Annotated in this window: 26 protein-coding genes; 12 read left to right on the plus strand and 14 right to left on the minus strand. The window is 71.5% G+C overall.

The annotated features are described in order from the left end of the window. Window positions 1–37 precede the first annotated feature (37 nt). The 7 genes from P8A20_RS16140 to P8A20_RS16170 form a co-directional block, all read right to left on the minus strand. Window positions 38–1,402, minus strand: coding sequence for an MFS transporter (locus P8A20_RS16140; protein ID WP_306103727.1), 1,365 nt, complete (start codon window positions 1,400–1,402; stop codon window positions 38–40). Next, on the minus strand, window positions 1,399–3,111 hold the full coding sequence (locus P8A20_RS16145; RefSeq protein ID WP_306103728.1) for an ABC transporter permease subunit: 1,713 nt from the start codon (window positions 3,109–3,111) through the stop codon (window positions 1,399–1,401). Before P8A20_RS16145 ends, P8A20_RS16140 begins: the two co-directional genes overlap by 4 nt. Window positions 3,112–3,115: 4 nt before the next feature. Then, window positions 3,116–4,627 carry an ABC transporter substrate-binding protein gene (locus P8A20_RS16150; protein ID WP_306103729.1) on the minus strand — a complete coding sequence of 504 codons (1,512 nt, stop codon included), beginning with the start codon at window positions 4,625–4,627 and terminating at the stop codon, window positions 3,116–3,118. Window positions 4,628–4,654: 27 nt separating this feature from the next. Continuing rightward, complete coding sequence (locus P8A20_RS16155; RefSeq protein ID WP_306105155.1) at window positions 4,655–5,236, minus strand: GNAT family N-acetyltransferase; 582 nt, start codon at window positions 5,234–5,236, stop codon at window positions 4,655–4,657. 167 nt (window positions 5,237–5,403) lie between these two features. Then, on the minus strand, window positions 5,404–5,922 hold the full coding sequence (gene ispF, locus P8A20_RS16160) for a 2-C-methyl-D-erythritol 2,4-cyclodiphosphate synthase (RefSeq protein WP_147958358.1): 519 nt from the start codon (window positions 5,920–5,922) through the stop codon (window positions 5,404–5,406). Further along, window positions 5,912–6,676, minus strand: coding sequence for a 2-C-methyl-D-erythritol 4-phosphate cytidylyltransferase (ispD, locus tag P8A20_RS16165; protein WP_306103730.1), 765 nt, complete (start codon window positions 6,674–6,676; stop codon window positions 5,912–5,914). The genes ispF and ispD overlap by 11 nt, the downstream gene beginning before the upstream one ends. Before the next feature lie 384 nt (window positions 6,677–7,060). Further along, the gene (locus P8A20_RS16170) at window positions 7,061–7,543 is read right to left on the minus strand and encodes a CarD family transcriptional regulator (RefSeq protein WP_006380568.1); all 483 of its coding nucleotides are present in this window, start codon (window positions 7,541–7,543) and stop codon (window positions 7,061–7,063) included. A 664-nt stretch (window positions 7,544–8,207) separates the two neighbouring features. Here P8A20_RS16170 and P8A20_RS16175 point away from each other — a divergent pair. Beyond that, window positions 8,208–8,846: a DUF461 domain-containing protein gene (locus P8A20_RS16175; protein WP_306103731.1), complete on the plus strand. Its 639-nt coding sequence runs from the start codon at window positions 8,208–8,210 to the stop codon at window positions 8,844–8,846. Between the two features lie 69 nt (window positions 8,847–8,915). On the opposite strand, the gene phoP is transcribed toward P8A20_RS16175, so the two are convergent. Both phoP and phoR read right to left on the minus strand, forming a co-directional pair. After that, on the minus strand, window positions 8,916–9,587 hold the full coding sequence (gene phoP, locus P8A20_RS16180; protein WP_465269737.1) for a two-component system response regulator PhoP: 672 nt from the start codon (window positions 9,585–9,587) through the stop codon (window positions 8,916–8,918). A 5-nt stretch (window positions 9,588–9,592) separates the two neighbouring features. Continuing rightward, window positions 9,593–10,861, minus strand: a complete 1,269-nt coding sequence (gene phoR, locus P8A20_RS16185; protein ID WP_306103732.1) for a two-component system sensor histidine kinase PhoR — start codon at window positions 10,859–10,861, stop codon at window positions 9,593–9,595. Between the two features lie 199 nt (window positions 10,862–11,060). Between phoR and phoU the strand changes: the two genes are divergently transcribed. Together phoU and P8A20_RS16195 are read left to right on the plus strand one after the other, a co-directional pair. Next, a complete protein-coding gene (gene phoU, locus P8A20_RS16190) occupies window positions 11,061–11,738 on the plus strand; it encodes a phosphate signaling complex protein PhoU (protein ID WP_147958381.1) in 678 nt (225 codons plus the stop codon). A gap of 398 nt (window positions 11,739–12,136) precedes the next feature. Further along, complete coding sequence (locus tag P8A20_RS16195; protein WP_187282083.1) at window positions 12,137–12,277, plus strand: hypothetical protein; 141 nt, start codon at window positions 12,137–12,139, stop codon at window positions 12,275–12,277. Window positions 12,278–12,428: 151 nt separating this feature from the next. Here P8A20_RS16195 and P8A20_RS16200 read toward each other — a convergent pair whose 3' ends face one another. Beyond that, entirely contained in the window at window positions 12,429–13,703 is a 1,275-nt protein-coding gene (locus tag P8A20_RS16200; RefSeq protein ID WP_147958380.1) for an MDR family MFS transporter, read from the minus strand. A 220-nt stretch (window positions 13,704–13,923) separates the two neighbouring features. Between P8A20_RS16200 and P8A20_RS16205 the strand changes: the two genes are divergently transcribed. The 5 genes from P8A20_RS16205 to P8A20_RS16225 all read left to right on the plus strand — a co-directional run bounded on the left by P8A20_RS16205 (window position 13,924) and on the right by P8A20_RS16225 (window position 16,404). Then, window positions 13,924–14,685, plus strand: coding sequence for a phosphoglyceromutase (locus P8A20_RS16205; protein ID WP_147958379.1), 762 nt, complete (start codon window positions 13,924–13,926; stop codon window positions 14,683–14,685). 307 nt (window positions 14,686–14,992) lie between these two features. Beyond that, complete coding sequence (locus tag P8A20_RS16210; RefSeq protein WP_306103733.1) at window positions 14,993–15,469, plus strand: DUF4265 domain-containing protein; 477 nt, start codon at window positions 14,993–14,995, stop codon at window positions 15,467–15,469. A gap of 6 nt (window positions 15,470–15,475) precedes the next feature. Beyond that, window positions 15,476–15,622, plus strand: a complete 147-nt coding sequence (locus tag P8A20_RS16215; RefSeq protein WP_306103734.1) for a hypothetical protein — start codon at window positions 15,476–15,478, stop codon at window positions 15,620–15,622. A 294-nt stretch (window positions 15,623–15,916) separates the two neighbouring features. After that, window positions 15,917–16,165: a hypothetical protein gene (locus tag P8A20_RS16220; protein WP_147958362.1), complete on the plus strand. Its 249-nt coding sequence runs from the start codon at window positions 15,917–15,919 to the stop codon at window positions 16,163–16,165. Next, the gene (locus tag P8A20_RS16225) at window positions 16,162–16,404 is read left to right on the plus strand and encodes a hypothetical protein (RefSeq protein WP_147958361.1); all 243 of its coding nucleotides are present in this window, start codon (window positions 16,162–16,164) and stop codon (window positions 16,402–16,404) included. Before P8A20_RS16220 ends, P8A20_RS16225 begins: the two co-directional genes overlap by 4 nt. A gap of 91 nt (window positions 16,405–16,495) precedes the next feature. Here P8A20_RS16225 and P8A20_RS16230 read toward each other — a convergent pair whose 3' ends face one another. After that, complete coding sequence (locus tag P8A20_RS16230) at window positions 16,496–17,008, minus strand: MarR family winged helix-turn-helix transcriptional regulator (RefSeq protein ID WP_147958360.1); 513 nt, start codon at window positions 17,006–17,008, stop codon at window positions 16,496–16,498. 242 nt (window positions 17,009–17,250) lie between these two features. On the opposite strand from P8A20_RS16230, the gene P8A20_RS16235 reads away from it, so the two are divergent. Next, window positions 17,251–18,207 (plus strand): EamA family transporter, encoded by a 957-nt coding sequence (locus tag P8A20_RS16235; protein ID WP_306103735.1) that lies wholly within the window; start codon window positions 17,251–17,253, stop codon window positions 18,205–18,207. A gap of 37 nt (window positions 18,208–18,244) precedes the next feature. Here the strand turns inward: P8A20_RS16235 and P8A20_RS16240 are convergent, their stop codons facing one another. Then, window positions 18,245–19,024 carry a hypothetical protein gene (locus tag P8A20_RS16240; protein WP_306103736.1) on the minus strand — a complete coding sequence of 260 codons (780 nt, stop codon included), beginning with the start codon at window positions 19,022–19,024 and terminating at the stop codon, window positions 18,245–18,247. A 220-nt stretch (window positions 19,025–19,244) separates the two neighbouring features. Between P8A20_RS16240 and P8A20_RS16245 the strand changes: the two genes are divergently transcribed. Continuing rightward, window positions 19,245–20,216: a phosphotransferase family protein gene (locus P8A20_RS16245; RefSeq protein WP_147958383.1), complete on the plus strand. Its 972-nt coding sequence runs from the start codon at window positions 19,245–19,247 to the stop codon at window positions 20,214–20,216. A gap of 142 nt (window positions 20,217–20,358) precedes the next feature. On the opposite strand, the gene P8A20_RS16250 is transcribed toward P8A20_RS16245, so the two are convergent. After that, entirely contained in the window at window positions 20,359–20,865 is a 507-nt protein-coding gene (locus tag P8A20_RS16250) for a type III secretion system chaperone family protein (RefSeq protein WP_014154908.1), read from the minus strand. Between the two features lie 124 nt (window positions 20,866–20,989). Next, window positions 20,990–22,339 carry a D-inositol-3-phosphate glycosyltransferase gene (gene mshA / locus P8A20_RS16255; protein ID WP_147958384.1) on the minus strand — a complete coding sequence of 450 codons (1,350 nt, stop codon included), beginning with the start codon at window positions 22,337–22,339 and terminating at the stop codon, window positions 20,990–20,992. A gap of 193 nt (window positions 22,340–22,532) precedes the next feature. Here mshA and P8A20_RS16260 point away from each other — a divergent pair, with 193 nt between their 5' ends. After that, window positions 22,533–23,315 carry a class I SAM-dependent methyltransferase gene (locus P8A20_RS16260; protein ID WP_306103737.1) on the plus strand — a complete coding sequence of 261 codons (783 nt, stop codon included), beginning with the start codon at window positions 22,533–22,535 and terminating at the stop codon, window positions 23,313–23,315. 306 nt (window positions 23,316–23,621) lie between these two features. Further along, a complete protein-coding gene (locus tag P8A20_RS16265) occupies window positions 23,622–24,689 on the plus strand; it encodes a C40 family peptidase (RefSeq protein ID WP_147958386.1) in 1,068 nt (355 codons plus the stop codon). Window positions 24,690–24,931: the final 242 nt, after the last annotated feature.

Consider the following 24,931-nt stretch of genomic DNA (forward strand, 5'->3'; position numbering starts at 1 on the left):
GCCCGCACCAGTGCCCAGCGCCCCTGTGGAAAACGTGTCACAACTGATTGGTGACGGTCCTGCCGGGCTCCGGCGCACGCCGTCCCGCGGACAGGGTCAGGGCGAGTGCCGCACCCGCCAGGGGGACCGCGGCGAGCACCCCCCACAGGACGGGCCCGGGTGTGTCGAGGAGTATTCCGGTGGCGGCGCTGCCCACCAGGACGGCGAGGCCCGACACGGAGGACAGGGCTCCCGTGGCGAGCCCGAGGCGGTCGTCGTCGACCAGGTCGGGCACGAGCCCACGGGCGGCGGGGACCAGCAGCATCTGGCCGATCGTGAGCAGGACGACGAGCGCGGCGCCGGGGAGCAGCCCGGCGGGGCCGCCGGGCGCGAGGGGCACGGCGGCGAATCCGGCGGCGACGACGGCGAGCCCGGCGACGAGGGCGGTTCGTGGCGCGACGCGGCGGGCGGACCAGCGGGTCAGCGGCAGCTGCGCGACGACGACGAGCAGGGAGGAGAGTGCGAAGAGTCCGCCGAGCGCGCTCTGGGATCCGGTGGCACGCTCCACCTCGGCCGGCAGGGCGAGGTAGAGCTGGTTGTAGGAGACGAGGTAGGTGCTGTACACGAGGCAGAGGATGAGGAAGGGCCGGTTGGCGAAGACCTCCCGCGGCAGGACGGTCCGCGTTCCGGCGGGCCGGACGCGGCGCGGCCGGCGGGGCATGAGGCGGGCGTGTCCGGCGAGTACGCCGACGAAGACCAGCGCCCCTGCCAGGCACGCGGTACGGAAATCGCCTCCGAGGAGGAGCAGCAGGCTGCCGATGAGGGGGCCGAGGAACGCTCCGGCCTGCCCAGCGGCGGAGAACACGGCCAGTACCTGGGCGCGCGGTGTGCCGGTCTCGGTCTCGTAGGTGACGGCGGCCCTGGCGGTCTCGGATTCGACGGCGGGTGAGAAGAGGGCGGCGGCGAAGCCGATGAGCAGGACGGCACCGATGACGCCGGCGGTGGTTCCGGCCTGGGCGAGCCAGCAGAACCCGGCGATGCGCAGGAAGCAGCCGGTGAGGACGACGGGCCGCGGGCCGTAGCGGTCGGTGAGGGCTCCGCCGACGACGAAGAGGCCCTGCTGGCTGAAGGTGCGCAGCCCGAGCACGAGTCCTACGAGCCATCCCGCCATGCCGAGCCCGTCGCCGAGGTGCGTGGCGAGGTAGGGCAGGACGGCGTAGAAGCCGGTGTTGAAGGCGAACTGGGTGGCGGTCAGGAGCCGGAGGTAGGGCCTGAGCTCCGGACCGGTGCCGGTGCGCGGGGCGCCTGCGGTTCCCGGGGCGCCCGGGGCGCCCGGGGCGCCCGGGGCGCCCGGGGCGCCCGGGGTTCCCGAGGTGCGCGGGGTGTTCGGGGCGTCCGGGGTGTCCGGGGTGTCCGTCGTCATCGGCGCGTCCTGCCGCGTACGGCAGCCGAGGTCAGCACGGCGAGCGCGCCGAGGCCGGCCAGCGCGGCGGCGGGGCCGAGGACGGCCCAGGGGGCGCGTTCGGCGTAGGGCATGTTCTCCGAGAGCATGCGTCCCCACTCCGGTGCCGGGGCGGGTGTCCCGAGGCCGAGGAAGCCGAGGGAGGCGAGCGCCAGGGCGATGGCGGGGACGCGCAGGACCGCGTGGCGTACGACCGGTGGCAGGACGCCCGGCAGGATGTGGCGGCGCAGCCGGTGCCACGGCCCGGCGCCCAGGGCGAGGGCCACGGTGACGTGCGGAGCGGCGCGTTCCTGGGCGAGCAGCGCGGAGGTGTGGGCGGCGAGCGGTGCCCAGGCGACGGCGGCGACGGCGACGGCCGCGCCCCAGGCACCCGGGCCGGCGATCCCCGCGACGACGAGGCCGGCCAGGACCGCGGGCAGGGCGTTGGCTGTCTCGGTGAGGGCTCCGGCGCGGGCCGCTCCGGCGAGTAGGCCGAGGAGCAGCGTCACGGCGCCGACGGCCAGGGCGGTGAGCACGGTGGTGGCCGCGCCGTGGCCGAGGCGTGCGAGTACGTCGCGGCCCAGGGAGTCGGTGCCCAGCGGATGCGCCGCCGAGGGTGCGGCGAGGCGGACGGCGGCATCGGCGTACAGGGGGTCGCGCAGCAGGCCGGTGAGGACGACGGCGACGAGGAGCGCGCCCAGCACGACCGCCCCGACGGTCACGGTGCGGCGCGCGGGGAGCTTCGGTGCGACGAGCGGGGGCAGGGCGCCGTCGGTCCGTGCGGGGCCGAGCAGGGCCCTGGAGCCGAGCCGGGCCGCGAGTCCGGCGGCGACGCCGAGGAGGAGCAGGAGCAGGACGCAGGCCTGGAGGACGGGGAGGTCCTGGGCCAGGGCGGCGGCGAGGGCGGTGCCGCCGAGGCCGGGGATGGCGTAGAGCGTCTCGACGGCGACGGCGCCTCCGGTGAGCCCGACGACGACGAGGCCGATCTGGGGCAGAAGCGCGGGCAGGGCGCGGCGCAGGGCGTGGACGGCGATCCTGCGGGCGGGCATCCCGTGGGCGGTGGCTGCGCGCGCCCAGGGTTCCGCGAAGACGGCGGGCAGCGCGTCGTCCAGGAGCCGCCCGAGCAGCGCGCCGGCGGGGACACCCATCGCGAGGGCGGGCAGGACGAACTGGTCGGCGCCGCCCCAGCCGAGGGCGGGGAACCAGCCCAGCTGTACGGCGAGGACGGTGGCCAGCACGGCGGCGAGGAGGAATTCCGGGAGGGCGGCGAGCACGGCGGCGCCGACGCCCGCCCTGGTGGTGACGAGGCGGCGGTGGGCGCCGCGCCGGAGCGTTCCGTTGGCGAGGGCGAGTGCCAGGAGGACCGCGACGGCGAGCGAGGCGCCCATGAGGGTGAGTGAGACGCCGAGTGCGGACGTCACGTCGGGGCCGACCGGCTGCCCGGAGACCCAGGACTCCCCCAGGTCGCCGCGCGGCAGTCCGGACGCCCAGGCACCGAGGACGTGCAGCGGCCCGCCGTCGAGTCCGGTCTCGGCACGGATCGCGTCGAGCACGGCCGGCGTGGGCGGACGGTCCGCGTAGCGGGCGTGCAGGATGGTCAGCGCCGGATCGGTACGGGTCAGCCTGGGCAGCAGGCCGATGACGGCCACGACGGCCAGGAGCGCACCGAGACGTCCGGCCAGGTACTTCACCCGGTCACCCGATGCGGGTGTCGGCGGTGATGAGGGTGCGTTCCATCGGGTCGAGTGCGACGCCTTCGACCCGGGCTTCGTCGTAGCCCTGGACGAAGCGCTCGTGGACGAGCGGCACGAGCGCGTCGGCGCCCAGGACGGCGGCCTCGGCGGTCATCTCGGCGCCGTGGCGGGCGTCGGTGGCGCGCAGTGAGGCGGCCTTGTCCACGGCCGCGTCGACGTTCCTGTCGCAGAGCTGGGAGATGTTGAAGCTGCCGTCGCAGGTGAAGTCGGAGGAGAGGTAGGAGACGGGGTCGGCGGTGTCCAGGAGGGTGTTGCGGGCCTGGATGAACGCGTCGTACTTCCCGGCGAGCGCGTCGGCCTCCATCTGCGCGTAGTCGCGGACCACCTGCTTGACGGTGAAGCCGCGCTTCTCCAGCTGCTGCTGGACGAGCGTCGCGACTTCGGGGAGTTCGGGCCGGTTGGTGTAGGTGGCGAGGACGATCTCCTTCGTCTTCGCCACCTCCTCGCGGCTGGCGGACGGGGTGCGTCCGGTGGGTGCGGTGCGCTTGCCGGCGGCCCAGGGGATGCCGGGGCCGAGCAGTCCCTTCGCGGTGTCCGCGCGGCCCTCGTAGACCCCGTCGACCAGGGCCTCGGAGTCGATGGCCTCGCGGGCGGCGGCGCGCATGGCCGGGTCGGCGAAGACCCCGTGCTCCGTGTTGAGCGAGAGGCCGTTGGTCCGGGCGGAGGGGAACTCGTGGACGTACGGGTCACCGAGGAGGGAGGCCTGTGCGATCGGCACGTACTCGGCGACGTCGACGGCCTTCGTGCGCAGCGCGTTGGCGCGGGCGGTGCCGTCGGCGGCGAAGGTGACGTCGACGCCGGGGGCCTTCGCCTTGTCGCCCCAGTAGTCGGCGTTGCGTTCGAGGGTGGCGGAGACCGCGCCATTCACTCCGGCCAGGGTGAACGGGCCGGTGGCGTGACCGGCGGGGTTCACCTTGCCGTTCCCGTAGGCGCCGGCGGAGAGGATCGTGAGGGACGGGTTGGCGAGCCGCTGCGGGAGGAGGGGGTCCTCGGCCTTCGTGACGATCCGTACGGTGTCCGTGCCTGTGGCCGTGGCCGTCAGGGCGGTGTCGGACAGCACGCGGGGCAGCGGGGACGCCTTGCCCGCGGCGGTGAGGGAGCGGACGACGGCGTCCGCGTCGACCTTCGCGCCGTCCTGGAAGACGGCGTCGCGGAGGGTGAAGGTCCAGGTGGTGGGGTTGTCCTGTTTCCAGGACGTGGCGAGTGCGGGCCCGGCGGCGCCGTTCCTGTCGAGGGTGGTGAGGCCCTCGATGACGGCGAGCCGGCTGAGGGTGACCGCGTCGTCCCCGTACGGCGACATGGCCTGGGCGGGCGGGAAGGCCATGACGACCCGGAGCCGCTGCGCGTCGCCGGACGCCCCGGAGCCGTTCGACGAGGAACAGGCGGCGAGCGGGAGGAGCAGGGCGGCGGTGGCGGCGGCCACCGGCAGCGGGAAGCGGCGGGACGTAGGCATGACGAAGACCCTATATGAAAACGATTATCATCCGATATTTGCGGTGATCAGCCTGGCCGGAGCGGGCATCGGCAGCTCGAAGTGGATGATGCCCTGACCTCCGTCCGGCAGCGCGCGCTCGTCGCAGACCTCGTGCGCGAGCGACCGCCAGAACGGCTCGGCACCCGGCACGGCCGGATCGGTGTGCAGATAGAGCGAGGTGTAGCCGCCCGCCCGCACGGCGAAGTCGCCGAGCTCCCGCACCAGCATGCGGGCCAGGCCGTGCCTGCGGTGTTCGGGGCGTACGTAGATCCGGCACAGCTGGGCCGTCGCACCGGAGGGGAAGCGGTCGGCCACCCACTGCGGGTTGGGCGGCGCCTGCGGCCCCCGGTCCCGCACCGCGCCGGTGGCCACGACCTCGCCGTCGCGCACGACGACCATGAGCGTGCAGCGCGCGGGACGCAGATAGGCACCATCGAGATCGATGATGTCGGCGTGCCAGCGGGGCACGTAACCCGAGCGCAGGTCGTGGTAGACGGTGTCCAGCATCACGGCCCGCGCGCCGCCGACGTCCTGCGCGGTGGCCGTCCGCAGGACGTAGCCGTCCGCACCGGCCGGCGCGTCCGGCATCTTCGTCGCCTCGGCGGTCGCGCTCACCACTGACGCTCACCCTCGCTCTACGCTGATACGGCACCTCACCTGCCGTCTCAGCGTACGTGCAAGCGATGCGCAATAAGGAGGCGGGGCCTCATGGTGCGGCATCCACCGCCGCACCATGAGGCCCCGCCTCCCCCGCGTCAGCCCTCGGCGCGGTAGACCAACGCCGTCGCGATGCCCGCGATGCCCTCGCCCCGGCCGGTGAAGCCGAGGCCGTCGGACGTGGCGGCGGAGAGCGAGACGGGTGCGCCGATCGCGTCGGACAGCACCTTCTGGGCCTCCTCCCGCCGCTTGCCGATCTTCGGCCGGAGACCGACGACCTGCACCGCGACGTTGCCGATCCCGAAGCCCTCGGCACGCACGATCCGCGCGGCTTCGGTGAGCAGGGTGACGCCGGACGCTCCCGACCACTCCGGGCGGCCGGTACCGAAGTGCCGGCCCAGGTCACCGAGACCCGCGGCGGAGAACAGGGCGTTGCAGGCCGCGTGGGCCACGACGTCCGCATCGGAGTGTCCGGCGAGGCCGGGGCCCTCGCCCTCCCACAGCAGCCCGGCGCACCAGAGTTCGCGGCCCTCCTCGAAGGCGTGGATGTCGGTCCCGATGCCCACGAGCGGGATCACGGGGGCCGGCCGCTGCTGCTTCGCTGTCTCAGAATCCATCGTTCGCCCTCCGGCGTGCGAGAACGGCCTCCGCCAGGACCAGGTCCAGGGGGCGGGTCACCTTGAACGCTTCCTCGTGGCCGGGCACGACGACGACCGGCGCACCCAGCCGCTCGACCATGCCCGCGTCGTCGGTCGCACCCTCACCGTCGACGGCCACGCTCCCGTGCGCCCGGACGAGCGTGTCCCGGTCGAAGCCCTGGGGTGTCTGCACGGCCCGCAGCCGGGCCCGTACGGGAGTCGAGAGAACCGGTTCCGGGGCGCCCGGCTCCGCCGGCTCGACCTCCTTGACCGTGTCTGCGAGGGGAAGCGCGGGAACGACGGCCGGAGCCCCGTCCCGTACGGCCTCGATGACGGCGTCCACGGTGTCGACGGGCACGAGGGGCCGGGCCGCGTCATGGACCAGGACGACGGAGACGTCGTCCGGCAGGGCGTCGAGGCCGAGCTTCACGGACTCCTGCCGCGTCGCCCCGCCGGGCACCACGACGTAGTCGGTCCGCTCGGGCAGGGCGTGCCCGTCGATGAGGTTCTTGACCTCGGCCGCGCCGTCCGGGGGCGCGACCAGGACCACGAGGGTGACGGCACGGGAGGCGGCCATGGCGCGCACGGCGTGGATCAGCATGGGCGTACCGCCGAGCGCGCGCAGCGCCTTCGGGGTACCGGGTCCAAGCCGCACGCCGCGGCCCGCCGCGGGGATCACCGCCGCGGTACGCGAGGGGCTCGGTTCAGCAGGCGTCGGTGACATCGATGACATCGGTTGCACTCCGAAGCTTCGGCAGGTTTGTTTCCACCGCCGACATGGGTATGGCCTGGGCGTACCCCGACCGTAGGTTGGGGAATGAGCCGTGCGCGACGCTCGGCCGGACCGGGACCCCTTCCGTGACCCCTGGTCGGCCGAGCGGCAGCGGGGCTCGGGGGAGATGGCTGGAGGGACGAGGGCGCGGCGTCGGCTCTGCGGGTGGATCCGCTTTCCGGATGGATCCGCCGGTGGGATCCACGTGGATCTTCCGTTCGGATCCGAACATGCCGCAGCGCCCGACGACTCACCGTGCATACGGCTGGTCAGCGGGCACCGCGGCATATCTTCTACGACCGGATTCGGTTCGCCGGCGTCATCCGGTCACCGGTGTCGTCCGGTTCAGGACGCGAGGACCTCGTCGAGCAGAGCCTCGGCCTTGTCCTCGTTCGTGTTCTCCGCGAGAGCGAGCTCGCTCACCAGGATCTGGCGGGCCTTGGCGAGCATGCGCTTCTCACCTGCGGAGAGTCCACGCTCACGCTCGCGACGCCACAGGTCACGCACCACTTCGGCGACCTTGATGACATCGCCGGAGGCGAGCTTCTCAAGATTTGCCTTGTAGCGACGGGACCAGTTCGTCGGCTCCTCGGCATACGGTGCGCGCAGCACCTCGAAGACCCGGTCCAGGCCTTCCTGCCCGACTACGTCGCGCACACCGACGAACTCCGCATTGTCTGCCGGTACGCGAACGGTCAAGTCGCCCTGGGCGACCTTGAGCACCAAGTAGGTCTTGTCCACGCCTTTGATCTGGCGAGTTTCGATAGCCTCGATCAGCGCGGCCCCGTGATGGGGATAGACCACGGTGTCGCCAACCTTGAACGTCATGTGACAGGTACCCCTTCCGTGGCTATCCAGAGTAACACGAGAACAGCATCTCCTGAATGGCGTTTTCGCAGGTCAGGGCATATCTCGGGGCTTGACAACTGCAACACGAACGTGCTGCGGGAGCCTTCCGGAAGGCGATATTCGCAGGTCGGAGCGGGCGTGCGGCCACCCTGAAACACACGCGTCACACATGCCGGAAGACCTCCAGAAGGGGCTGAATATCCCGTTTTGCCGGGTTCCGGATGGTGAACTTTCCGTACTCCGTTCGGACCTCGATCACCCGTACGGCCCTAAGCGTCGATGGCCATTGAAATTGATCAACGGCCCGGGCCGGGTGGATTATGCACGGGAAATGCGCCGCGGTCCGGAAATCGATCATCGGCCCGATCAACACACTGATCAGCCGCGCTTTGTGAACGCCGCACGAATCCTCACCGCTGGAAGGACGGCCGTGACGCGACGGAGCGATGTCCGTGCCGCGTGCGGAAGGCGCCGGTCCGAAGGTCGAAGGGCGCCAGGGGGCGGGTCGGGTGCGGGCCCGGGACGACGGCTCGGTAACCTGAGCCCGCTGACACACACTTAGGGCGGCTTTACGGCCGCTCGGGCCTTCCTGTCCGCAGAGTCCGAAGTCCGCAGTCCGAACGTTCAAGGAGTTGCCGCCGCCGTGAGCCGCAGCCTTCGACACGGCGCCCTCGCCGCCACTGCCCTCGTGTTCCCGATCGCCGCACTGTCCGCGTGCAGCGCGGGCAACGACGCGCAGACGCTTCAGGTCAGGCCGGACAACGCAGCCACCGCTGTCGACAACATCAAGATCCAGAACCTGAACATCATCACCCAGCCCGAGGCGGACGCCGAAGGCCCGGCGGTCGTCGCCGCCACCCTCTTCAACGACGGCACGAAGCAGGAGGTCGTGGAGAAGATCGCTCTCCCCGGCACCGGCACCACGGTGAAGCTGCAGGCCGCCAAGGGCAAGGGACCGCTCGTTGTCCCGGCCGGCGGGCGGGTCGTCATCGGCGGGAAGAACAACGCCTCGGCGGTGATCGAGGACGGCCGCAAGGCAGGGGCCAACGGCAACGTGCAGGCCGTCGCCTTCACGTTCAGCGAGACGGGCGACATCGAGCTCGGCGCCGCCATCGTCCCGGCGACCAGCTTCTTCGAGGGCTTCGGCCCGAGCGCGCTGCCCTCTGCGAAGCCCACCGCCACGCCTTCGGAGTCCGCGTCGGGCTCCGCCTCCGAGACGCCGGGCGAGGAGTCCGGGAGCCCCTCGGACACGGCCACGGACGAAGCCGCCGCCGACCACTGATCGCGCATGCCGCACGCGTGGGGGGTGTCTCCGTCGGAGACACCCCCCACGTAGCTCGCGGCCCGCGGTCTACGGCTCGAACTTGTAGCCCAGACCACGCACCGTCACCAGGTAGCGCGGTGCTCCCGGGTCGGGCTCGATCTTGGCGCGCAGCCGCTTGACGTGGACGTCCAGGGTCTTGGTGTCACCCACGTAGTCCGCGCCCCAGACCCGGTCGATCAGCTGCATGCGCGTCAGCACGCGCCCCGCGTTGCGCAGGAGCATCTCGAGCAGGTCGAACTCCTTCAGCGGGAGGTCGACCTTGCCGCCGGAGACCGTGACGACGTGGCGGTCCACGTCCATCCGGACCGGACCGGCCTCCAGAGCGGCAGGGGTGACCTCCTCCGGCTCACCGCGGCGGCGCAGGACGGCGCGGATGCGGGCCACCAGCTCCCGCGAGGAGAAGGGCTTGGTCACGTAGTCGTCGGCTCCTATTTCCAGGCCGACGACCTTGTCGATCTCGCTGTCCTTGGCGGTGACCATGATCACCGGGACGTTGGACCGGACGCGCAGTTGCCGGCAGACCTCCGTACCGGGCAGGCCCGGCAGCATCAGGTCGAGCAGCACGAGGTCGGCACCGTTGCGCTCGAACTCGTCGAGGCCGTCGGGTCCGGTGGCCGCGATGGCCACCTCGAAGCCTTCCTTGCGGAGCATGTAGGACAGGGCGTCGCTGAAGGATTCCTCATCCTCGACGACAAGCACTCGGGTCACGGAAGAGCCTCCGGGGCGGGGAATGTTTCAAGAGAATCGGTCTCGTACGGCCCGTCGCCGTCAACAGCGTCGTTGACGACCAGGGGTCCGCCGTTGGTACGACCCCGTACGACGCCCGACTCGGGCAGCCGCAGGGTGAACGTGGAGCCCTGTCCCTCAGAGCTCCATACGGTGACCTCCCCGCCGTGCGAGGCGGCCACATGCTTGACGATGGCGAGGCCGAGACCGGTGCCACCGGTGGCCCGTGAGCGGGCCGGGTCGACGCGGTAGAACCGCTCGAAGACACGTTCGCGGTCCTTCTCGGAGATACCGAGGCCCTGGTCGGTCACGGCTATCTCGATCAGGTCCCCGCCGGGTGCGACCATCTTCCGCACCGCGATGCCGACACGGGTGCGGGCGGGGCTGTAGTTGACGGCATTCTCCACGAGATTGCCGAGGGCGGCCGCGAGCTGGCTCCTGTTCCCCCAGACGAAGAGATCGGCGGTGCCGCCCGAGGCCATGGTGATCTGCTTCGAACCGGCCTGCTGACGGCACCGGTCGATCGCCTCGTCGACCAGCTCCTCCACCCGGACGGGCTCGGCGTCCTCCAGCGGGTCGTCGTTCTGCACCCGGGAGAGGTCGATGAGCTCCTGCACGAGATTGGTCAGCCGGGTCGCCTCGATCTGCATGCGGCCGGCGAACCGCTCCACCGCCTCGGGATCGTCGGAAGCGTCCATGACGGCCTCGGAGAGCAGGGAGAGCGCGCCCACCGGGGTCTTGAGCTCATGGCTGACATTGGCGACGAAGTCGCGTCGCACCGCCTCTATGCGGCGGGCCTCCGTCAGGTCCTCGACCAGCAGCAGGACCAGGCGGGAGCCCAGCGGGGCCACCCGGGCGGAGACGGCCAGCGCCTCGCCCCGGCCCGTCCCGCGGCGCGGGAGGTCCAGCTCGACCTGTCGTATCTCACCGTCGCGCCGGGTGTCCCTGGCCATGTGCAGCATCGGCTCGACCGCCAGACGCCCGCCCCTGACCAGGCCCAGCGCATACGCGGCGGAGCTGGCCTTGACGACGCTGTCGCTCTCGTCGAGCACCACGGCGGACGAGCTGAGCACGGAGAGGACCGTGTCCACGCCCGGGGGGAGCGCGGCGTTGCCGTCGGGGCGCAGGGAGGTGCGCGTCGGGCGCTTCTGCTCGCGTTCGCTCCAGCGGAACGCCAGCATGGCGATCACACCGGTACAGAGCCCGGCGATCGCGGCAGCTGCGGCGACCGCCGCGTTCACGTCCATGCTTCAAGGTTATGCGGGCTCGCCGACTCTCTCCCAGCCATCCGGGTGCCATCTCGAACACTCGTCGCCCAGAGTTCACCAAGGGGAAAGTGACGGTTCACTTCGGGGGCCGGATCCCGACGCGTTGGCCCCCCACCGTGGCAGCGTGGGGGTCGGCCCCAAGACCCCGGCCTCAGCAAGGATCTGGAGAGGGACTTCCATGCGCGACGCTTATCACGAGGAACTCGATTCGATCGGCGAGGGCCTGGTCGAGATGGCCCGGCTCGTCGGCTCGGCGATCGGACGGGCCACGACGTCCATGCTCGACGCCGATCTCAAGCTCGCCGAGAGCGTGATCGCCGCGGACCAGAAGGTCGACGACCTGCAGCACGACCTGGAGGCCCGCGCCATCGCGCTGCTGGCCCGCCAGCAGCCGGTCGCCACCGATCTGCGGATCGTGGTCACCTCGCTGCGGATGAGCGCCGACCTGGAGCGCTCGGGCGACCTCGCCCAGCACGTGGCCAAGCTGGCACGGCTGCGCTTCCCCGCGTCGGCGGTGCCGCACGACCTGCACGCGACCATCCTGGAGATGGGACAGCTCGCCCAGCGGCTCATGGCGAAGGCCGCCGAGGTGATCATCACGAAGGACGTCGACCTGGCGCTCCAGCTGGAGCAGGACGACGACGAGATGGACCTGCTGCACCGGACGCTGTTCCAGCACCTGATGGACGACCGCTGGAAGCACGGCATCGAGACCGCCGTCGACGTCACCCTGCTCGGCCGCTACTACGAGCGCTTCGCCGACCACGCCGTGTCGGTCGCCAAGCGTGTCGTCTACCTGGTCACGGGTGAGCACGCGGACGAGATCCAGGCGGCCGCGTCGGTGGAGGGCGCCTGATCCGGGCGGCTGCGCGGCTGGAGCGCTGATCGAGCCGGCCACGTCGGTGGAGCGGGCCTGAACCAGGTGGCGGCGCTGCTGGAGCGGGCCCGTTCCAGGCGGCCGCGCTGCTGGAGTGGGCCTGATCCAGGACGGCCGCTGGAGTGGGCCTGATCCAGAACGGCTGCGCTGCTGGAGCGGGCCTGGTCCGGGCGGCGGCGACGGTGGAGGGGCGCAAGGGGCGCAGTCGTCACGCCGGCCGCACCTCAGCTTCGGTGCCCGTGCGCCGTTGATGCGCCCTCGCTGCTGGGCATGCAAGGGGTGCGGGGGCGGTGCGGCATGCCTGCGGCCCCCGTCGTCGGCATGTGTGCCCACGCATGTGCCGTACGCCGTCGAGTCGTACGCCCTGAGGAGGAACCATGGCCGATTCACCCATGACCGAACCCCAGCAGGAGCCCCCGACCGAAGTGGTGCACCTGCCCCTGCTGGGAGCCTGTGGCTGCGGCTCGGGCTGCGGGTGCGGCTGCCAGTCCGGCGCGCCGTGCCAGTGCGGCGGCTGAGAGGGCCGAAGCCTGTGCCGGTGCCCCGCGACGGACGCGAGTCCGTGGCGGGGCACCGACGCCGTCAGGCGTCTCGGACAGCGGGCCGTCGACCATGTGCCGCGCCTCGGACAGCGGGTCTCATCTCAGGCCGGCGCCCGCCCGTCGCGACTCAGACAGCGGGCTCGGCGACCGTCGCCCGCTCCTCGGGGGCGGGCGACGCCGCGACGACCGGCTCCGGAAGATCCAGTTTCCGCATCAGCAGCCAGTAGCCGAACGCGGTCACCGTGCCGAGTACCGCGCAGGTCCCCCAGAGCCAGGCCGCCCCGTAGTGGTCGATCACGAAGCCGGACATCAGCGGGGCGACGAGCGCCGCGACCGACCAGGACATCGTGTACATGCCCTGGTAGCGGCCCCGGCCGTGAGCCGGGGACAGCTGTACGACGATGCCCGTCTGCGTGGGCGCGTTGACGATCTCGGCGAGGGTCCAGACGCACACCGTGAGCGCGTACACCCCGACCGAGCCGGCGAAGGCCGTCAGCCCGAAGCCGTAGCCCGCGATCAGGGACGAGAGGATCAGCAGCCGGCGCGGATCGCGATGCTGGATGAACCGGGTGACGGGGATCTGCAGGGCCACGATCAGCACACCGTTGACGGCGATCGCCGTGCCGAAGTCGGAGCTGGACAGCCCGTCCGTACCCATGGCGACCGGCAGGCCCACGTAGCCCTGCTGGAAGATCAGCGCGACCAGGAACGACAGCCCGACGACTCCCATGTAGCGCCCGTCGCGCAGGACCGTGGTCAGCTTCACGTCGTCCGGCGCGGGGGCTCCGGCAGCCCTGGGCGCCACCTCGGGCCGGGACTCGGGCACCTTGAGGAAGACGACGACCGCGCAGAGCAGCGTCAGGGCGGCCTCGCCCATGAAGCCGGCGAGGTAGCTGTACTCGGCGATGAACCCGGCCGCCGCGGACGAGACTGCGAACCCCAGGTTGATCGCCCAGTAGTTGAGCGAGAAGGCCCTGACCCGGTCCTCGGGCCGGACGATGTCGGCCATCATCGCCTGCACGGCCGGCCGGGACGCGTTGCTGGCCATACCCACGACGAAGGCAACGCCCGCGATGGCCGCCGGATGAACCATGAAGCCGAGCACGGCCACGGACACGGCGGTCGAGAGCTGGGCGATCAGCATCGTCGGACGGCGCCCGAGCCGGTCCGTCATCACGCCGGCACCCAGCGAGGACACGACCCCGCCGAGCCCGTGTAGGGATGCGACGAGACCGGCGTACGAGGCCGAGTAGCCCCGGTCCAGGGTCAGATAGAGCGCCATGAAGGTGGCGACGAACGCACCGAGGCGGTTCACCAGCGTGCTGGTCCACAGCCACCAGAACTCCCTGGGGAGACCGGCGACCGTCTCGTGTGCCGCCTTTCTCAGACCGGCGACGGACATGGGTTCCCCCCGGGGCGACGTGCGTGTACGGAATGGGCGCCGGCCTGCCCTGTGTAAGTGGCCCGGCGGCAGTCCGAACATTACGAAGAGGGATTCCCCGGCCGCCACTCAATTGACGCCGCCCGTCAATCGTCGGTCCCCGGCCAGACTCCGGCCCGGTCCCGGTCCGCCCCTTGGCCGGGCGCGCGGTGGCTACGCGGGTTCGATTACGCTCGGACCCATGGCCGACGCACCGTACAAGCTGATCCTCCTCCGCCACGGCGAGAGCGAATGGAACGCGAAGAACCTGTTCACCGGATGGGTGGACGTAGACCTCACGGACAAGGGCGAGAAGGAGGCGGTCCGCGGCGGTGAGCTGCTCAAGGACGCCGGCCTGCTCCCCGACGTCGTACACACCTCGCTCCAGAAGCGCGCGATCCGCACCGCCCAGCTCGGGCTGGAAGCCGCCGACCGCCACTGGATCCCCGTGCACCGCTCCTGGCGCCTGAACGAGCGCCACTACGGCGCCCTCCAGGGCAAGGACAAGGCCCAGACGCTCGCCGAGTTCGGCGAGGAGCAGTTCATGCTCTGGCGCCGCTCGTACGACACCCCGCCGCCGGCGCTCGAGGACGGCACCGAGTTCTCGCAGAGCGCCGACCCGCGCTACGCGACGATCCCGCCGGAGCTGCGCCCGCGCACGGAGTGCCTCAAGGACGTCGTCGAGCGCATGCTGCCGTACTGGTACGACGGCATCGTCCCGGACCTCCTCGACGGCAAGACCGTCCTGGTCGCCGCCCACGGCAACAGCCTGCGCGGCCTGGTGAAGCACCTGGACGGCATCTCCGACGACGCCATCTCGGGCCTCAACATCCCGACCGGCATCCCGCTCGCCTACGAGCTGGACGCCGATTTCCGCCCCCTGAAGCCGGGCGGCACGTACCTGGACCCGGACGCGGCGAAGGCTGCGATCGAGGCTGTGAAGAACCAGGGCAAGAAGAAGTAGAGAACGCGATCATGCTCCCGACCTGCGCATACGGCGCGGGGCGGGGGCATTTTCATGGCCTGGGCCCTCTTCGGGCCCTCAAGCCGTGTGACCGGAGCGCTCGCCCGAGAGCGGCCGAGCCTGGGCCCGGCTGCTCGGCATGAGGTGCGCGTACGCCTTCAGCGTGGGCCCGGGGTCGGGGTGCCTGAGGTACTCGGCGACGGCCTTCGGCCAAGCCCTACGACCGTCGGCCCGAGGACAACGAAGCTTGATCACGCAGGTCAGGCCTCGTGCTGGGTCCTGAGTGCGAACCGCTCATGATGACCTCATGGAGAACGCGGTCGAGAAGATCAAGGTCTGGTTCCGGTTCGTCCCCCGCGAGGGCTGGCTTCCGCAGGACACCGAAGGACTGTGGGCGACGAGGCTCGGAGAGGACACGGCCCGCGTGCAGAACGCTCCGTTTCTGCAGGACGGTGTGGCCGAGGGCGACGTCGTGCGGTTCGAGACAGGTGCCGACGGGCTTCACTGGGCTGCCGGGCGCGTCAGTTCCTCCGGTAACTGCACGATTCGGGTAGTGCCCGTTCCATCCGGTCCGCTGGGTCGCAGCGCGCGGGCCGTGCACCAACGCCTGTCGGCATTCGGCCTCGGCGGTGAGGTCTTCAGCGCGGAGTTCCCCATGGTGGCCTTCACGGCACCGGCCGGCGCCGACTTCGCCGGGATCAAGAGGCTGCTGGAACAAGGTGAGCGAGAAGGGTGGTGGCACCACGAAGTCGGCTGCGGCACGGAGGAGTGGTGGAGCGCCTGAAACTGCATGATCGGCTCGCTGTCCCACGAGTTCAGAGGCGCCGCCGTCGTCGGTCCGCTCACCAGCGCTGCGGAACACACCGAGAACGGCCTTAAAGACGTTGCGCCCGATCTCGCCGTGTCGCCCAAGTCCGCTGAGCCCGGCGCCTGGTGACCACACAAAACTGAACTGGCACCAGTGTCTGGCGCCCGGCCATGGTGACGCCACGGACCAAGCAGGTTGACGGCTATGGCAGTTGCCGGCCCGGTAGACGCGCGCACCACCATCTGCGCCTCTGGCCGGGGGGTGCTCAGCGGGCGCTCCCCTGGCCCGCCTGAGCCGCAAGCAGATCCTCGACTCCGAGCGTCACACGCTAACGTGGCCCCCACACTGCTTGTTACCCCTGGGCACGCTTCTCGCGGCACGGGCGGGCGGGGTGCGGGAGCAAGGAGATCGGGGAGAGCGACCATGGGCGAGTCTTTGAGGACCTTCGTCGGCGGCACCGAGGTCGAGGTGCCGAACAGCATTCCCGCGATCCGTGCCGCGCTGCCCGAGGAGAGACGCGAGGAGTTCGAGCAAGCGATCAACGAGGCCGGGGTGCACGAGATTCAGGCCGTCATGCGGCACTGGATGCTCGAGGCCGTACCCGACCCCGAAGCCGAGCGGATCCTGGACCGGCTCGCTCAGGACGAGGCCGAGAGGCGGAACGTCGCTTGAGTTTCCGCATCTCCTTCGCGCCGCCCGCCGACGACACCCTTGCCAAGATGCGCGACGCCGACTCGTTCCGCGACGAGATGGCCCGCACCCTCGGCTCGGATCCGTACGGACACGCCTCGACCCCCGTGAAGAGTGAACGCGACCGGCGCGAGGCGACGGTGTACGGGGCCATCATCCTCTACTACGTCTCCGGTTCGGTGCTGACGGTCACCGTGGTCAGGCTCGTACCGCTCCCCTAGCCGGCCCGTCACCGCTGCCGCGCGTCGGCCTGTCGCCGCTCCCCTCGCCGGCCCGCGCCCGGTACGAGGCTCCACGCCGCGATCCGGCCCGTCATCCGAGCCTGACCTGGCGGCCGTTGTCCCCGAGCGACTCCAGCAGACCGCGCAGATCGTCCGCGACCCGGTCCCGCTCCTCCTCCGTGAGGCCCGACAGCAGACGGTTCTGGTTGGCCACGTGGTCCACCAGCGCCCGGTCGATCAGCTCCCTGCCCGCCTGCGTGAGGGAGACGTGCACGCTGCGGCCGTCCTCCGCCCGTCGGGTGCGTACGACGAGCTCCCGTTCCTCCAGCCGGTCCAGTCGCTGGGTGATGGCACCGGACGTGACCATCGCAGACCGCATCAGCTCGGCGGGCGTCAGCCGGTGAGGTGCGGGGCTGCGTCGCAGGGTGGCGAGGACGTCGAACGCCGCCGCGTCGAGATCGTGCGCGCCGAAGACCACGCGCTGCTCAGCCTCGACGATCCGGGCGAGGCGCTTGATGCGGCCGATCACCGCCATCGACGAGGAGTCCAGTTCGGGGCACTGCTCCGCCCACTGCGCCAGCACGCGGTCCACATGGTCACTCATGGGGTCAGCATATCTTTACCTTAGAGTTGAGATACCTGGTTGCTTAGCGCTAAGCAAAAACGTTACGGTCCTGCCATGACGCAGGACCCAGAACCCATGACCGCGCGACAGGCGCTCCATGCACGCCGCAGCATCCGCCACCACCTGCCCGGTCCGCCCCCCGACCGTCGCCCGTCCGGCCGCGACGACCTCCGCGTCGCGATACCGATGCCCGCGGGAACGCATGCGGGGGGCGGGACCCGATGAAGGGCGACCGGATCGCGGCCGACTCCGCGCTCACCGCGCTCGCGCCCCTGGTCTGGGGTTCGACCTACCTCGTCACCACGGAACTGCTGCCTTCCGACAGACCTCTGCTCGCCGCGACCCTCAGGGCACTGCCCGCCGGTCTGATCCTCCTCGCGATCGGCAGGACCCTGCCGCGCGGCAACTGGTGGTGGCGCGCCACCGTCCTGGGGACGCTGAACATCGGCGCCTTCCTCTATCTGCTCTTCGTCGCCGCGTACCACCTTCCCGGCGGGGTGGCCGCACTGGTGATGGCCGTGCAGCCCACAGTCGTCCTCGTCCTGTCGGCGCTGCTGCTGAAGGAGCGGATCACGCTGACACATGCCGCCGCCTGCGCCCTCGGCGTCGCGGGTGTCGGTCTGCTCGCCCTGACCCCCGGCGCGGGTCTGGACGCCGTGGGTGTCGGCGCGGGGCTCCTGGGTGCCGTGAGCATGGCCACCGGCGTCGTGCTGACCAAGCGCTGGGGCCGGCCGCCCGGGGTGGGGCTTCTGACGTTCACCGGGTGGCAGTTGACCGCCGGCGGGGTCCTGCTGCTGCCCGTCATGCTGCTCGGCGAGGGGCTGCCCGGGTCGGTGAGCGGGCGGAACGTCGCAGGCTTCGCGTACCTCGGCCTGGTCGGCGCGCTTCTCGCCTACGCGGTGTGGTTCCGGGGCGTGGAACGGCTGCCCGCGCTGACCGTGTCCGTACTCGGATTCGCGTCACCGCTCGCGGCGATGGCGCTCGGTTACGCGTTCCTGGACGAGACCCTGTCCCCGGCCCAGCTCGCCGGCGCGCTGACGGTCGTCGTCGCCGTGTTCCTCGCCCTCCCCCGCACACGGAGAGGGCGGAGCATCCCCCGCACACGGAGAGGGCGGGGGCCGGACTCCCCGCCCCCGCCCCCGCCCTCACGCCGCAAGCTGTTCAGCCGGGCGTCGTGACCCGGACGCCTCGCCCGGACCCGACGACCCGCACGTTTCAGCCGAGCTTCTTGACCTGCGCGTCGATCAGCGCGGTCGGGAGCGCGAAGTCGGCGTCCGCGCCCGTCTTGCCGAGGTTGAAGGAGAAGAACGTGGCAACCGTGCCGCCCTGACGCAGGGTCACGAGCTTGAAGGGAGCCGCCTCGTCCCCCTCGCCCATCTGCACCCGCCAGGCGAGGGCCTCCTCGCCACCGGTCACCTTCTCCTCGGTCAGCTTGGTGACCTTCTGCTTCGAGCCCTTGACGGACAGGGTGAACCCACCGGTCGCGCACTCGGCGGCGGAGTCGCGGAGCTCGGCGAGGCTCTTCTCCGCGCCGTCACCGTCGTACGAGGCAAGCGTGACCAGCGACGACGTCACGTCGAGCATGCCGGCGAGCAGGTCCTCGGGGTCGGCGGACTCGTCCTTCTTCGGCTCCTGGACGACCTTGCGCCCGGCGTTGCCGACCGGGCTGCCGCGCTCCACGCCGTAGAAGGCGAACCCGATGGGCTCGCACTCCTTCTTGTCCACGGTGACCTCGTCGGGCTTGGCGATGTCCTCGGGGCCGGTCTTCGTGACCTTGTGGCCGGCGACGTCACCCTGCTCCAGTGACACCTTCTCCAGCTCGGCCGACGACAGCGCCTTGACCGCCGAGGGCTTGGTGGAGGCCTCGTCCTTGGCCCCCGAGGTGCCGCCGTCACCCTTGGCGTCGGAGTCCGAGCCGCTGCATGCGGTGGCGAGCAGGGTCAGGGACGCCGCGGCTGCGGCAAGGGCGGTACGACGTACGACGGTGGCGCGCATGGTGGGTTCATCTCTCCGTACGAAAGGAGCAACAGCGCGGTTCCGGCACCAGATTCGGCCGGGCACGGTGGGGCTGTCGCAGTGCGCCACACTCTACGATCGGACGCCTGTCCGATGATCGCCCGAATGGTCAAGGGATGTGATCGTGACTCCGTCGTGATCACCCTGTGAAGCGCCTGTGAGGCGACCGACTCCGCAGCTCAGCCATAGGAGCCCGCCCTTGTACGTCGACGCGGTCAACACCGTGCTGGAAGCCGTCGGGGCGGGCGGGCCCACGTCCCTCGAACCCCTCGCCGGTGGCACGTACAACACCGTCACCCGCGTCGCCTTCGGGGACGGCAGGGACTGGGTGGTGAAGATTCCTCCGGCCCACACCGCCGGGCTGAGCTACGAACAGCACCTGCTCGTCAACGAGGTCACCTTCTACGAATCCGCCACCGGGGCCGGTGACACGATCCCGCAGGTCGTGCACAGCGCACTCGCCCCGGAGGCACCGGGTGGGGCGTACGTCGTCATGACCGCGTGTCCGGGGCGCCCCTGGAGCGCGGTCGCCGGTGAACTGACGGCCGACGAGACACGGGCGCTGCGCACCGAGTTCGGGAGCATCGTCGGCCGCCTGCACGGTGTGACGGGGCCGGCCGGGTTCGGGTATCCGGGCCGGTCCCTCGGGCCGCTCTCCCCGACCTGGCGCGAGGCGTTCACCGCGATGACCGACGCGGTACTGGCGGACGCCGAGAGGTACGGGGCGGGACTGCCGCGCCCGTCGGACCGGATACGCGAGGTGCTCGCCGGGGCGGCGGACGTCCTGGACGAGGTGACACGGCCCGCCCTGGTCCACTTCGACCTGTGGCAGGGGAACGTCCTGGTGACCGGCGGGCCCGGGGCGCGTCGCATCGGGGGGATCGTCGACGGCGAGCGGATGTTCTGGGGGGACCCGGTCGCCGATCTCGTCTCCACGTCCCTGTTCGGTGACCCGGAAGGGGACGAGGACTTCCTCGCCGGTTACGCGGCAGCCACCGGCACACCGCTCGTGTTCACGCCGTCGATACGGCGGAGGCTCGACCTCTACCGCAGCTACCTCTACCTGATCATGCTGACCGAGACCGTGCCCCGGGGCTACGGACCGGAGGCTCTGGCCAGGACGTGGGAGACGGTGGCACCGCGCCTCGTCACGGCTCTGGACGGGCTGTAACGGGCAGGCGCCCGCCATCGGGCCAGTACCCGCGAACCGGCCGCTGCCCGCCAACCCGCCAGTACCCGCGAACCAGCCGCTGCCCGCGAGCCGACCGGTGCCGCCGGCCTCAGGAGGGCCCCTGCGCCAGGGGGGCCCTGCCTCAGGAGGGCCGCTGCGTCAGATGCGTGAAGGCGTCCAGGTTGCGGGTCGACTCGCCGCGCTCCGTCCGCCAGGCGTACTCCTTGCGGATCGCGCTCGCGAAGCCCAGTTCCAACAGCGGGTTGAAGGCACCGTCCGCCGCCTCCAGGACCGACCCCAGCAGCCGGTCAAGCTCCGCGGGCGTGACGACCGAGAGCGGGAGCCTGCCGACGAGATAGATGTCGCCCAGCTGGTCGATGGCGTAACTCACTCCGAAAAGGCGGAGGTTGTGCTCCAGCAGCCATCGGTGCACAGCCGCGTCGTTCTCGTCCGGGTGCCGGATGACGAATGCGTTGAGGGAGAGGGAGTGCTGCCCGACGATCAGGGAGCAGGTCGTGGACAGCTTGCGGGTGCCGGGCAGTTTCACGACGTAGTTGCCGGGCCCGGGGCTCTCCCATTCGAGCTCCGCGTCGTTCAGCGCCGCCTCGATGACCTGCGCCGCTGCTGCCTCGTCGGATACGTCAGCCATGGTGCGAGCGTACGACAGCCCGCCCGGGCATTCAGCCCGGGCATTCGGCCCGGGCTGCGGGCGCGGGGCCGGCCCGGAGAGCATGGCCGCTCGCCGGCCCGCCGACCGTGGTGCAAGCGGCCCGTCAGCCGTGGTGCGAGCGGGCCCGGCGCCGGTGGTCGTGCATCGCGGCCGTGTACACATCGGCGGTGGCCGACGCCGCCGTGTCCCAGCCGAACGACTGGGCGTGCGCGGCGGCGGCCTCGCCCATCCGGCCTGCGAGTTCGGCACTGTCCGCGAAGCGGCCCAGCGCCTGCGCGTAGGCCGCCGGGTCGTGGCCTGGGATCAGGAAGCCGCTGACGCCGTCCCGTACTGCGACCGGAAGGCCGCCCACCGCCGCTGCGACGACCGGCGTACCCGCCGCCTGGGCCTCTATGGCGACGAGCCCGAAGGACTCGCTGTACGACGGCATGACCAGCACGGACGCCGCCCGGAACCAGTCCGCGAGCTGGTCCTGCCCGACCGGCGGGTGGAACCGCACGACATCGGCGATGCCCAGGCGCGCGGCCAGCTTCTGCAGGCCCTCCGGCTTCGCGAGTCCGCTGCCGCTGGGGCCCCCGACGACGGGTACGAGGATGCGGGAGCGCAGCGAGGGATCACGGTCCAGCAGCACGGCGACGGCCCGCAGCAGCACGTCCGGGGCCTTGAGCGGCTGGATCCGGCCTGCGAACAGGGGGATCAGCGCGTCCTGCGGCAGACCGAGGCGGGCCCGCGCGGCGGCACGGCCGTCGGCGGGGCGGAACCGGTCCAGATTGACCCCGGGGTGCACGACGGCGACGGACGCCGGGTCCGCGTCGTAGAAACGGACCAGCTCCTCGGCCTCTCCGGCCGTGTTCGCGATGAGCCGGTCGGAGGCGTGCACGATCTGTGTCTCGCCGATGACGCGTGCGGCGGGCTCCGGGGTGTCGTCCTTGGCGAGCGCGGCGTTCTTGACCTTCGCCATGGTGTGCATCGCGTGGACGAGGGGGACGCCCCAGCGCTGGGCGGCGAGCCAGCCGACCTGGCCGGACAGCCAGTAGTGGGAGTGGACCAGGTCGTAGTAACCGGGTCGCTGGCCTGCCCAGGCCTGCATCACGCCGTGGGTGAAGGCGCAGAGCTGGGCGGGCAGCTCCTCCTTGGCGAGACCTTCGTACGGCCCCGCGTCGACGTGCCGGACGAGCACTCCGGGCGCCAGATCGACCGTGGGGGGCAGGCCGCCGGTGGTGGCCCGGGTGAAGATCTCGACCTCGATGCCGATCGCGGCAAGGCGCTTGGCCAGCTCGACGATGTAGACGTTCATGCCGCCGGCGTCGCCCGTGCCGGGCTGGTGCAGCGGAGAGGTGTGCACGGAGAGCATCGCCACACGGCGCGGCTTACGGTTTCCGGCGAAACCGCCCGGGAAGCGGATACGGGGTGCCGCACGGCTGCTGCCGAGCCGGGAGACGTACTGGCTCACGGGTCCGCTCCTCCTCGCTCAGGGCATGACACGTACAGGGCGCACAGTCCCTTCGGAGCTCCAGAACAGCGGAACTCGGCCTTTCATTTCCACTTTGCCAAATCATTGCGTTGCCCACGGCGCGCCGGAGGGTGCTCCCGCCCCGTGCTCCGCTCCGCGTGTGCCCGCCGGTGCGTCGCATACGCTCCCTCTCATGCACCAGCGCCCCATCGGCACCGCGACCCGCGGGACGACCAACCCCAATCGGCTGCGCCGCATGGACCGCTGGATCGCCGCCACCCACGGCCCCGCCCTGCGCCGCAGCGACTCGCCCGTCGCGGTGGACCTCGGCTACGGCGCCGCGCCCTGGACGGCCGTCGAACTCCTGGAGCGGCTGCGCGCCGCCGAGCCGCGCACCGCCGTCGTGGGCGTCGAGATCGACCCCGCCCGGGTCGCGGCGGCCCAGCCGTACGAGCGCGAGGGCCTCACCTTCGTGCACGGCGGCTTCGAGATCCCCACGACCGGCCAGGCCCTCATCCGGGCCGCGAACGTGCTGCGCCAGTACGACGAGGGTGAGGTCACCGCGGTCTGGGAGCGGCTGTGCGCCCGGCTCGCCCCCGGCGGTCTGCTGGTCGAGGGCACCTGCGACGAGATCGGGCGGCGGCACGTGTGGGTCGCCCTCGGCCCTGAGGGCCCGCGCACCGTCACCTTCGCGACCCGGCTCGGGTCCCTACAGCGCCCCTCGGACCTCGCGGAGCGCCTCCCGAAGGCCCTGATCCACCGCAACGTGCCGGGTGAACCGGTGCACGCCTTCCTTCGGGACCTCGACCGCGCGTGGGCCACGGCCTCCCCCTACGCGTCACTGGGCGCGCGGCAGCGCTGGATCGCGGCGGCCCGCGCGGTCTCGGCCGACTGGCCCCTGACGGACGGCGTACGCCGGTGGCGGCAGGGCGAGATCACGGTGCGCTGGTCAGCCCTCCGGCCCGCGACGGGATGAGCCGACACCGCGCGGACCGGGGCGTACGGCACCCCGCGCGCACCGGATCGGACGGCACCCGCGAGGACCCGACCGGACGGCGCCCGCGCGGACCTGGTCGAGGAGCACGGCCGGATCCGGGAACACCGGAGGCTCGGGAACACCGGAGGATCACCGTTCGTCCCCCTGTGTGACGGGGAGGGCGGCGCGAACCTCTGTTGCTTTACGGGACGACATGGCACGATCGCGTCGTCACACAAACGTTACTGACGGTAAGTCAGATTTCCGCGATACGGCTTTCGCGCCTTTCGCCCGGAGGGGGAGCTTGTGAACCGACGCCACTGTGCCTCTGCCGCGATCACTCTGGTCTGCGCTCTGGCCCTGCTGACCGCGCCGGTCCAGGCCATGGCCGCTCCGATCCCGGAGCCCGGCCCCACGAGCACCGCACCCGCCGCCGCGAAGAAGAGCCTCGACGAGGTGCGGCAGGAGATCGACACCCTCTACCGCAAGGCCGGAGCGGCCACGGACGCGTACAACCTCGCCGAGGAGCAGGCGGAGAAGCAGTCCGGCGAGATCGTCCGGCTGACCAAGTCGATCGCCGACGGCCAGGCGAAGATCGCCGAACTGAAGGACAGGGCCGGCGCCCAGGCCCGCGAGCAGTACCGCAACGGCGGACTCCCCCCGGGCGCCCAGCTGGTGCTGAGCGGCGACCCCGGCCTCTTCATGGACGGCGTCAACCAGGCCAGGCAGGGCCAGCAGGCCACCAAGGGCATGCTGACCGAACTGGAGCAGGCCCAGGAGGACTTGGAGACGTACACCAAGGACGCCAGCCTCAACTGGGAGAAGATCGAGGCCAATCGCGTCAAGCAGGCCAAGGCCAAGAAGAGCATCGACGGGCAGATCGAGGCGGCGGAGAAGCTCGAATCCCAGCTGGCGAAGGAGGAGCGGGCCAAGCTCCTGAAGCTGGAGCAGGACGCCGCGTACACGGCGCAGACCGCGTGGCTCTCCTCCGGCGCGCTGAAGGACATCAACCGCGAGGCGAGCGCCGCCGGCAAGCAGGCGGTGGCCTTCGCGACCGGCCAGATAGGCAAGCCGTACGTCTGGGGAGCCGAGGGCCCCGGTTCGTACGACTGCTCGGGACTGACCTCACAGGCCTGGGCGGCGGCGAAGCGGCCGATCCCCCGGACCTCCCAGGAACAGTGGCGGCAACTGCCCCGCGTCCCCGTCCAGGACATGCGCCCCGGCGACCTGATCATCTACCACGGCGACGCCAGCCATGTCGGGATGTACGTCGGCGACGGCCAGATCGTGCACGCGCCTCGGCCCGGCCGGAACGTCACGCTGGCGGGCGCGGGCTCGATGCAGATCCTGGGCGTGGTCCGGCCGGACAAGTAGGCCCTGCCGGGCAGGGCCCGGGCGCTGCCCCTCGACGACGGATCACACCCGGCGGGAGACACCTGGCGACGGGAGACACCCTGGCCGGGGACACCCCGCGACGGGTGGGCACGTGGGGTGGCACGCGGGTCGCCCGTGGCGCCTACCGCGCGGAGCCTGCCGGACGCGCTCCGGAGAATGTGCGCAACGCGTGTCCATCGCGTGATGTTCGTCATGACCTCATGTCCGATTCGCGCGCACCC

The sequence above is a fragment of the Streptomyces sp. Alt3 genome, assembly GCF_030719215.1.
Lineage (GTDB): Bacteria > Actinomycetota > Actinomycetes > Streptomycetales > Streptomycetaceae > Streptomyces > Streptomyces glycanivorans.

Bases quoted from the DNA above. Each gene is read 5' to 3' on its own strand.
- P8A20_RS16140 (WP_306103727.1), bottom strand. From the start codon at position 1,402: ATGACGACGGACACCCCGGACACCCCGGACGCCCCGAACACCCCGCGC.
- P8A20_RS16150 (WP_306103729.1), bottom strand. From the start codon at position 4,627: ATGCCTACGTCCCGCCGCTTCCCGCTGCCGGTGGCCGCCGCCACCGCC.
- P8A20_RS16155 (WP_306105155.1), bottom strand. From the start codon at position 5,236: ATGCCGGACGCGCCGGCCGGTGCGGACGGCTACGTCCTGCGGACGGCC.
- ispF (WP_147958358.1), bottom strand. From the start codon at position 5,922: ATGGATTCTGAGACAGCGAAGCAGCAGCGGCCGGCCCCCGTGATCCCG.
- ispD (WP_306103730.1), bottom strand. From the start codon at position 6,676: ATGTCATCGATGTCACCGACGCCTGCTGAACCGAGCCCCTCGCGTACC.
- P8A20_RS16170 (WP_006380568.1), bottom strand. From the start codon at position 7,543: ATGACGTTCAAGGTTGGCGACACCGTGGTCTATCCCCATCACGGGGCC.
- phoR (WP_306103732.1), bottom strand. From the start codon at position 10,861: ATGGACGTGAACGCGGCGGTCGCCGCAGCTGCCGCGATCGCCGGGCTC.
- phoU (WP_147958381.1), top strand. From the start codon at position 11,061: ATGCGCGACGCTTATCACGAGGAACTCGATTCGATCGGCGAGGGCCTG.
- P8A20_RS16195 (WP_187282083.1), top strand. From the start codon at position 12,137: ATGGCCGATTCACCCATGACCGAACCCCAGCAGGAGCCCCCGACCGAA.
- P8A20_RS16200 (WP_147958380.1), bottom strand. From the start codon at position 13,703: ATGTCCGTCGCCGGTCTGAGAAAGGCGGCACACGAGACGGTCGCCGGT.
- P8A20_RS16205 (WP_147958379.1), top strand. From the start codon at position 13,924: ATGGCCGACGCACCGTACAAGCTGATCCTCCTCCGCCACGGCGAGAGC.
- P8A20_RS16210 (WP_306103733.1), top strand. From the start codon at position 14,993: ATGGAGAACGCGGTCGAGAAGATCAAGGTCTGGTTCCGGTTCGTCCCC.
- P8A20_RS16215 (WP_306103734.1), top strand. From the start codon at position 15,476: ATGATCGGCTCGCTGTCCCACGAGTTCAGAGGCGCCGCCGTCGTCGGT.
- P8A20_RS16220 (WP_147958362.1), top strand. From the start codon at position 15,917: ATGGGCGAGTCTTTGAGGACCTTCGTCGGCGGCACCGAGGTCGAGGTG.
- P8A20_RS16230 (WP_147958360.1), bottom strand. From the start codon at position 17,008: ATGAGTGACCATGTGGACCGCGTGCTGGCGCAGTGGGCGGAGCAGTGC.
- P8A20_RS16235 (WP_306103735.1), top strand. From the start codon at position 17,251: ATGAAGGGCGACCGGATCGCGGCCGACTCCGCGCTCACCGCGCTCGCG.
- P8A20_RS16240 (WP_306103736.1), bottom strand. From the start codon at position 19,024: ATGCGCGCCACCGTCGTACGTCGTACCGCCCTTGCCGCAGCCGCGGCG.
- P8A20_RS16250 (WP_014154908.1), bottom strand. From the start codon at position 20,865: ATGGCTGACGTATCCGACGAGGCAGCAGCGGCGCAGGTCATCGAGGCG.
- P8A20_RS16260 (WP_306103737.1), top strand. From the start codon at position 22,533: ATGCACCAGCGCCCCATCGGCACCGCGACCCGCGGGACGACCAACCCC.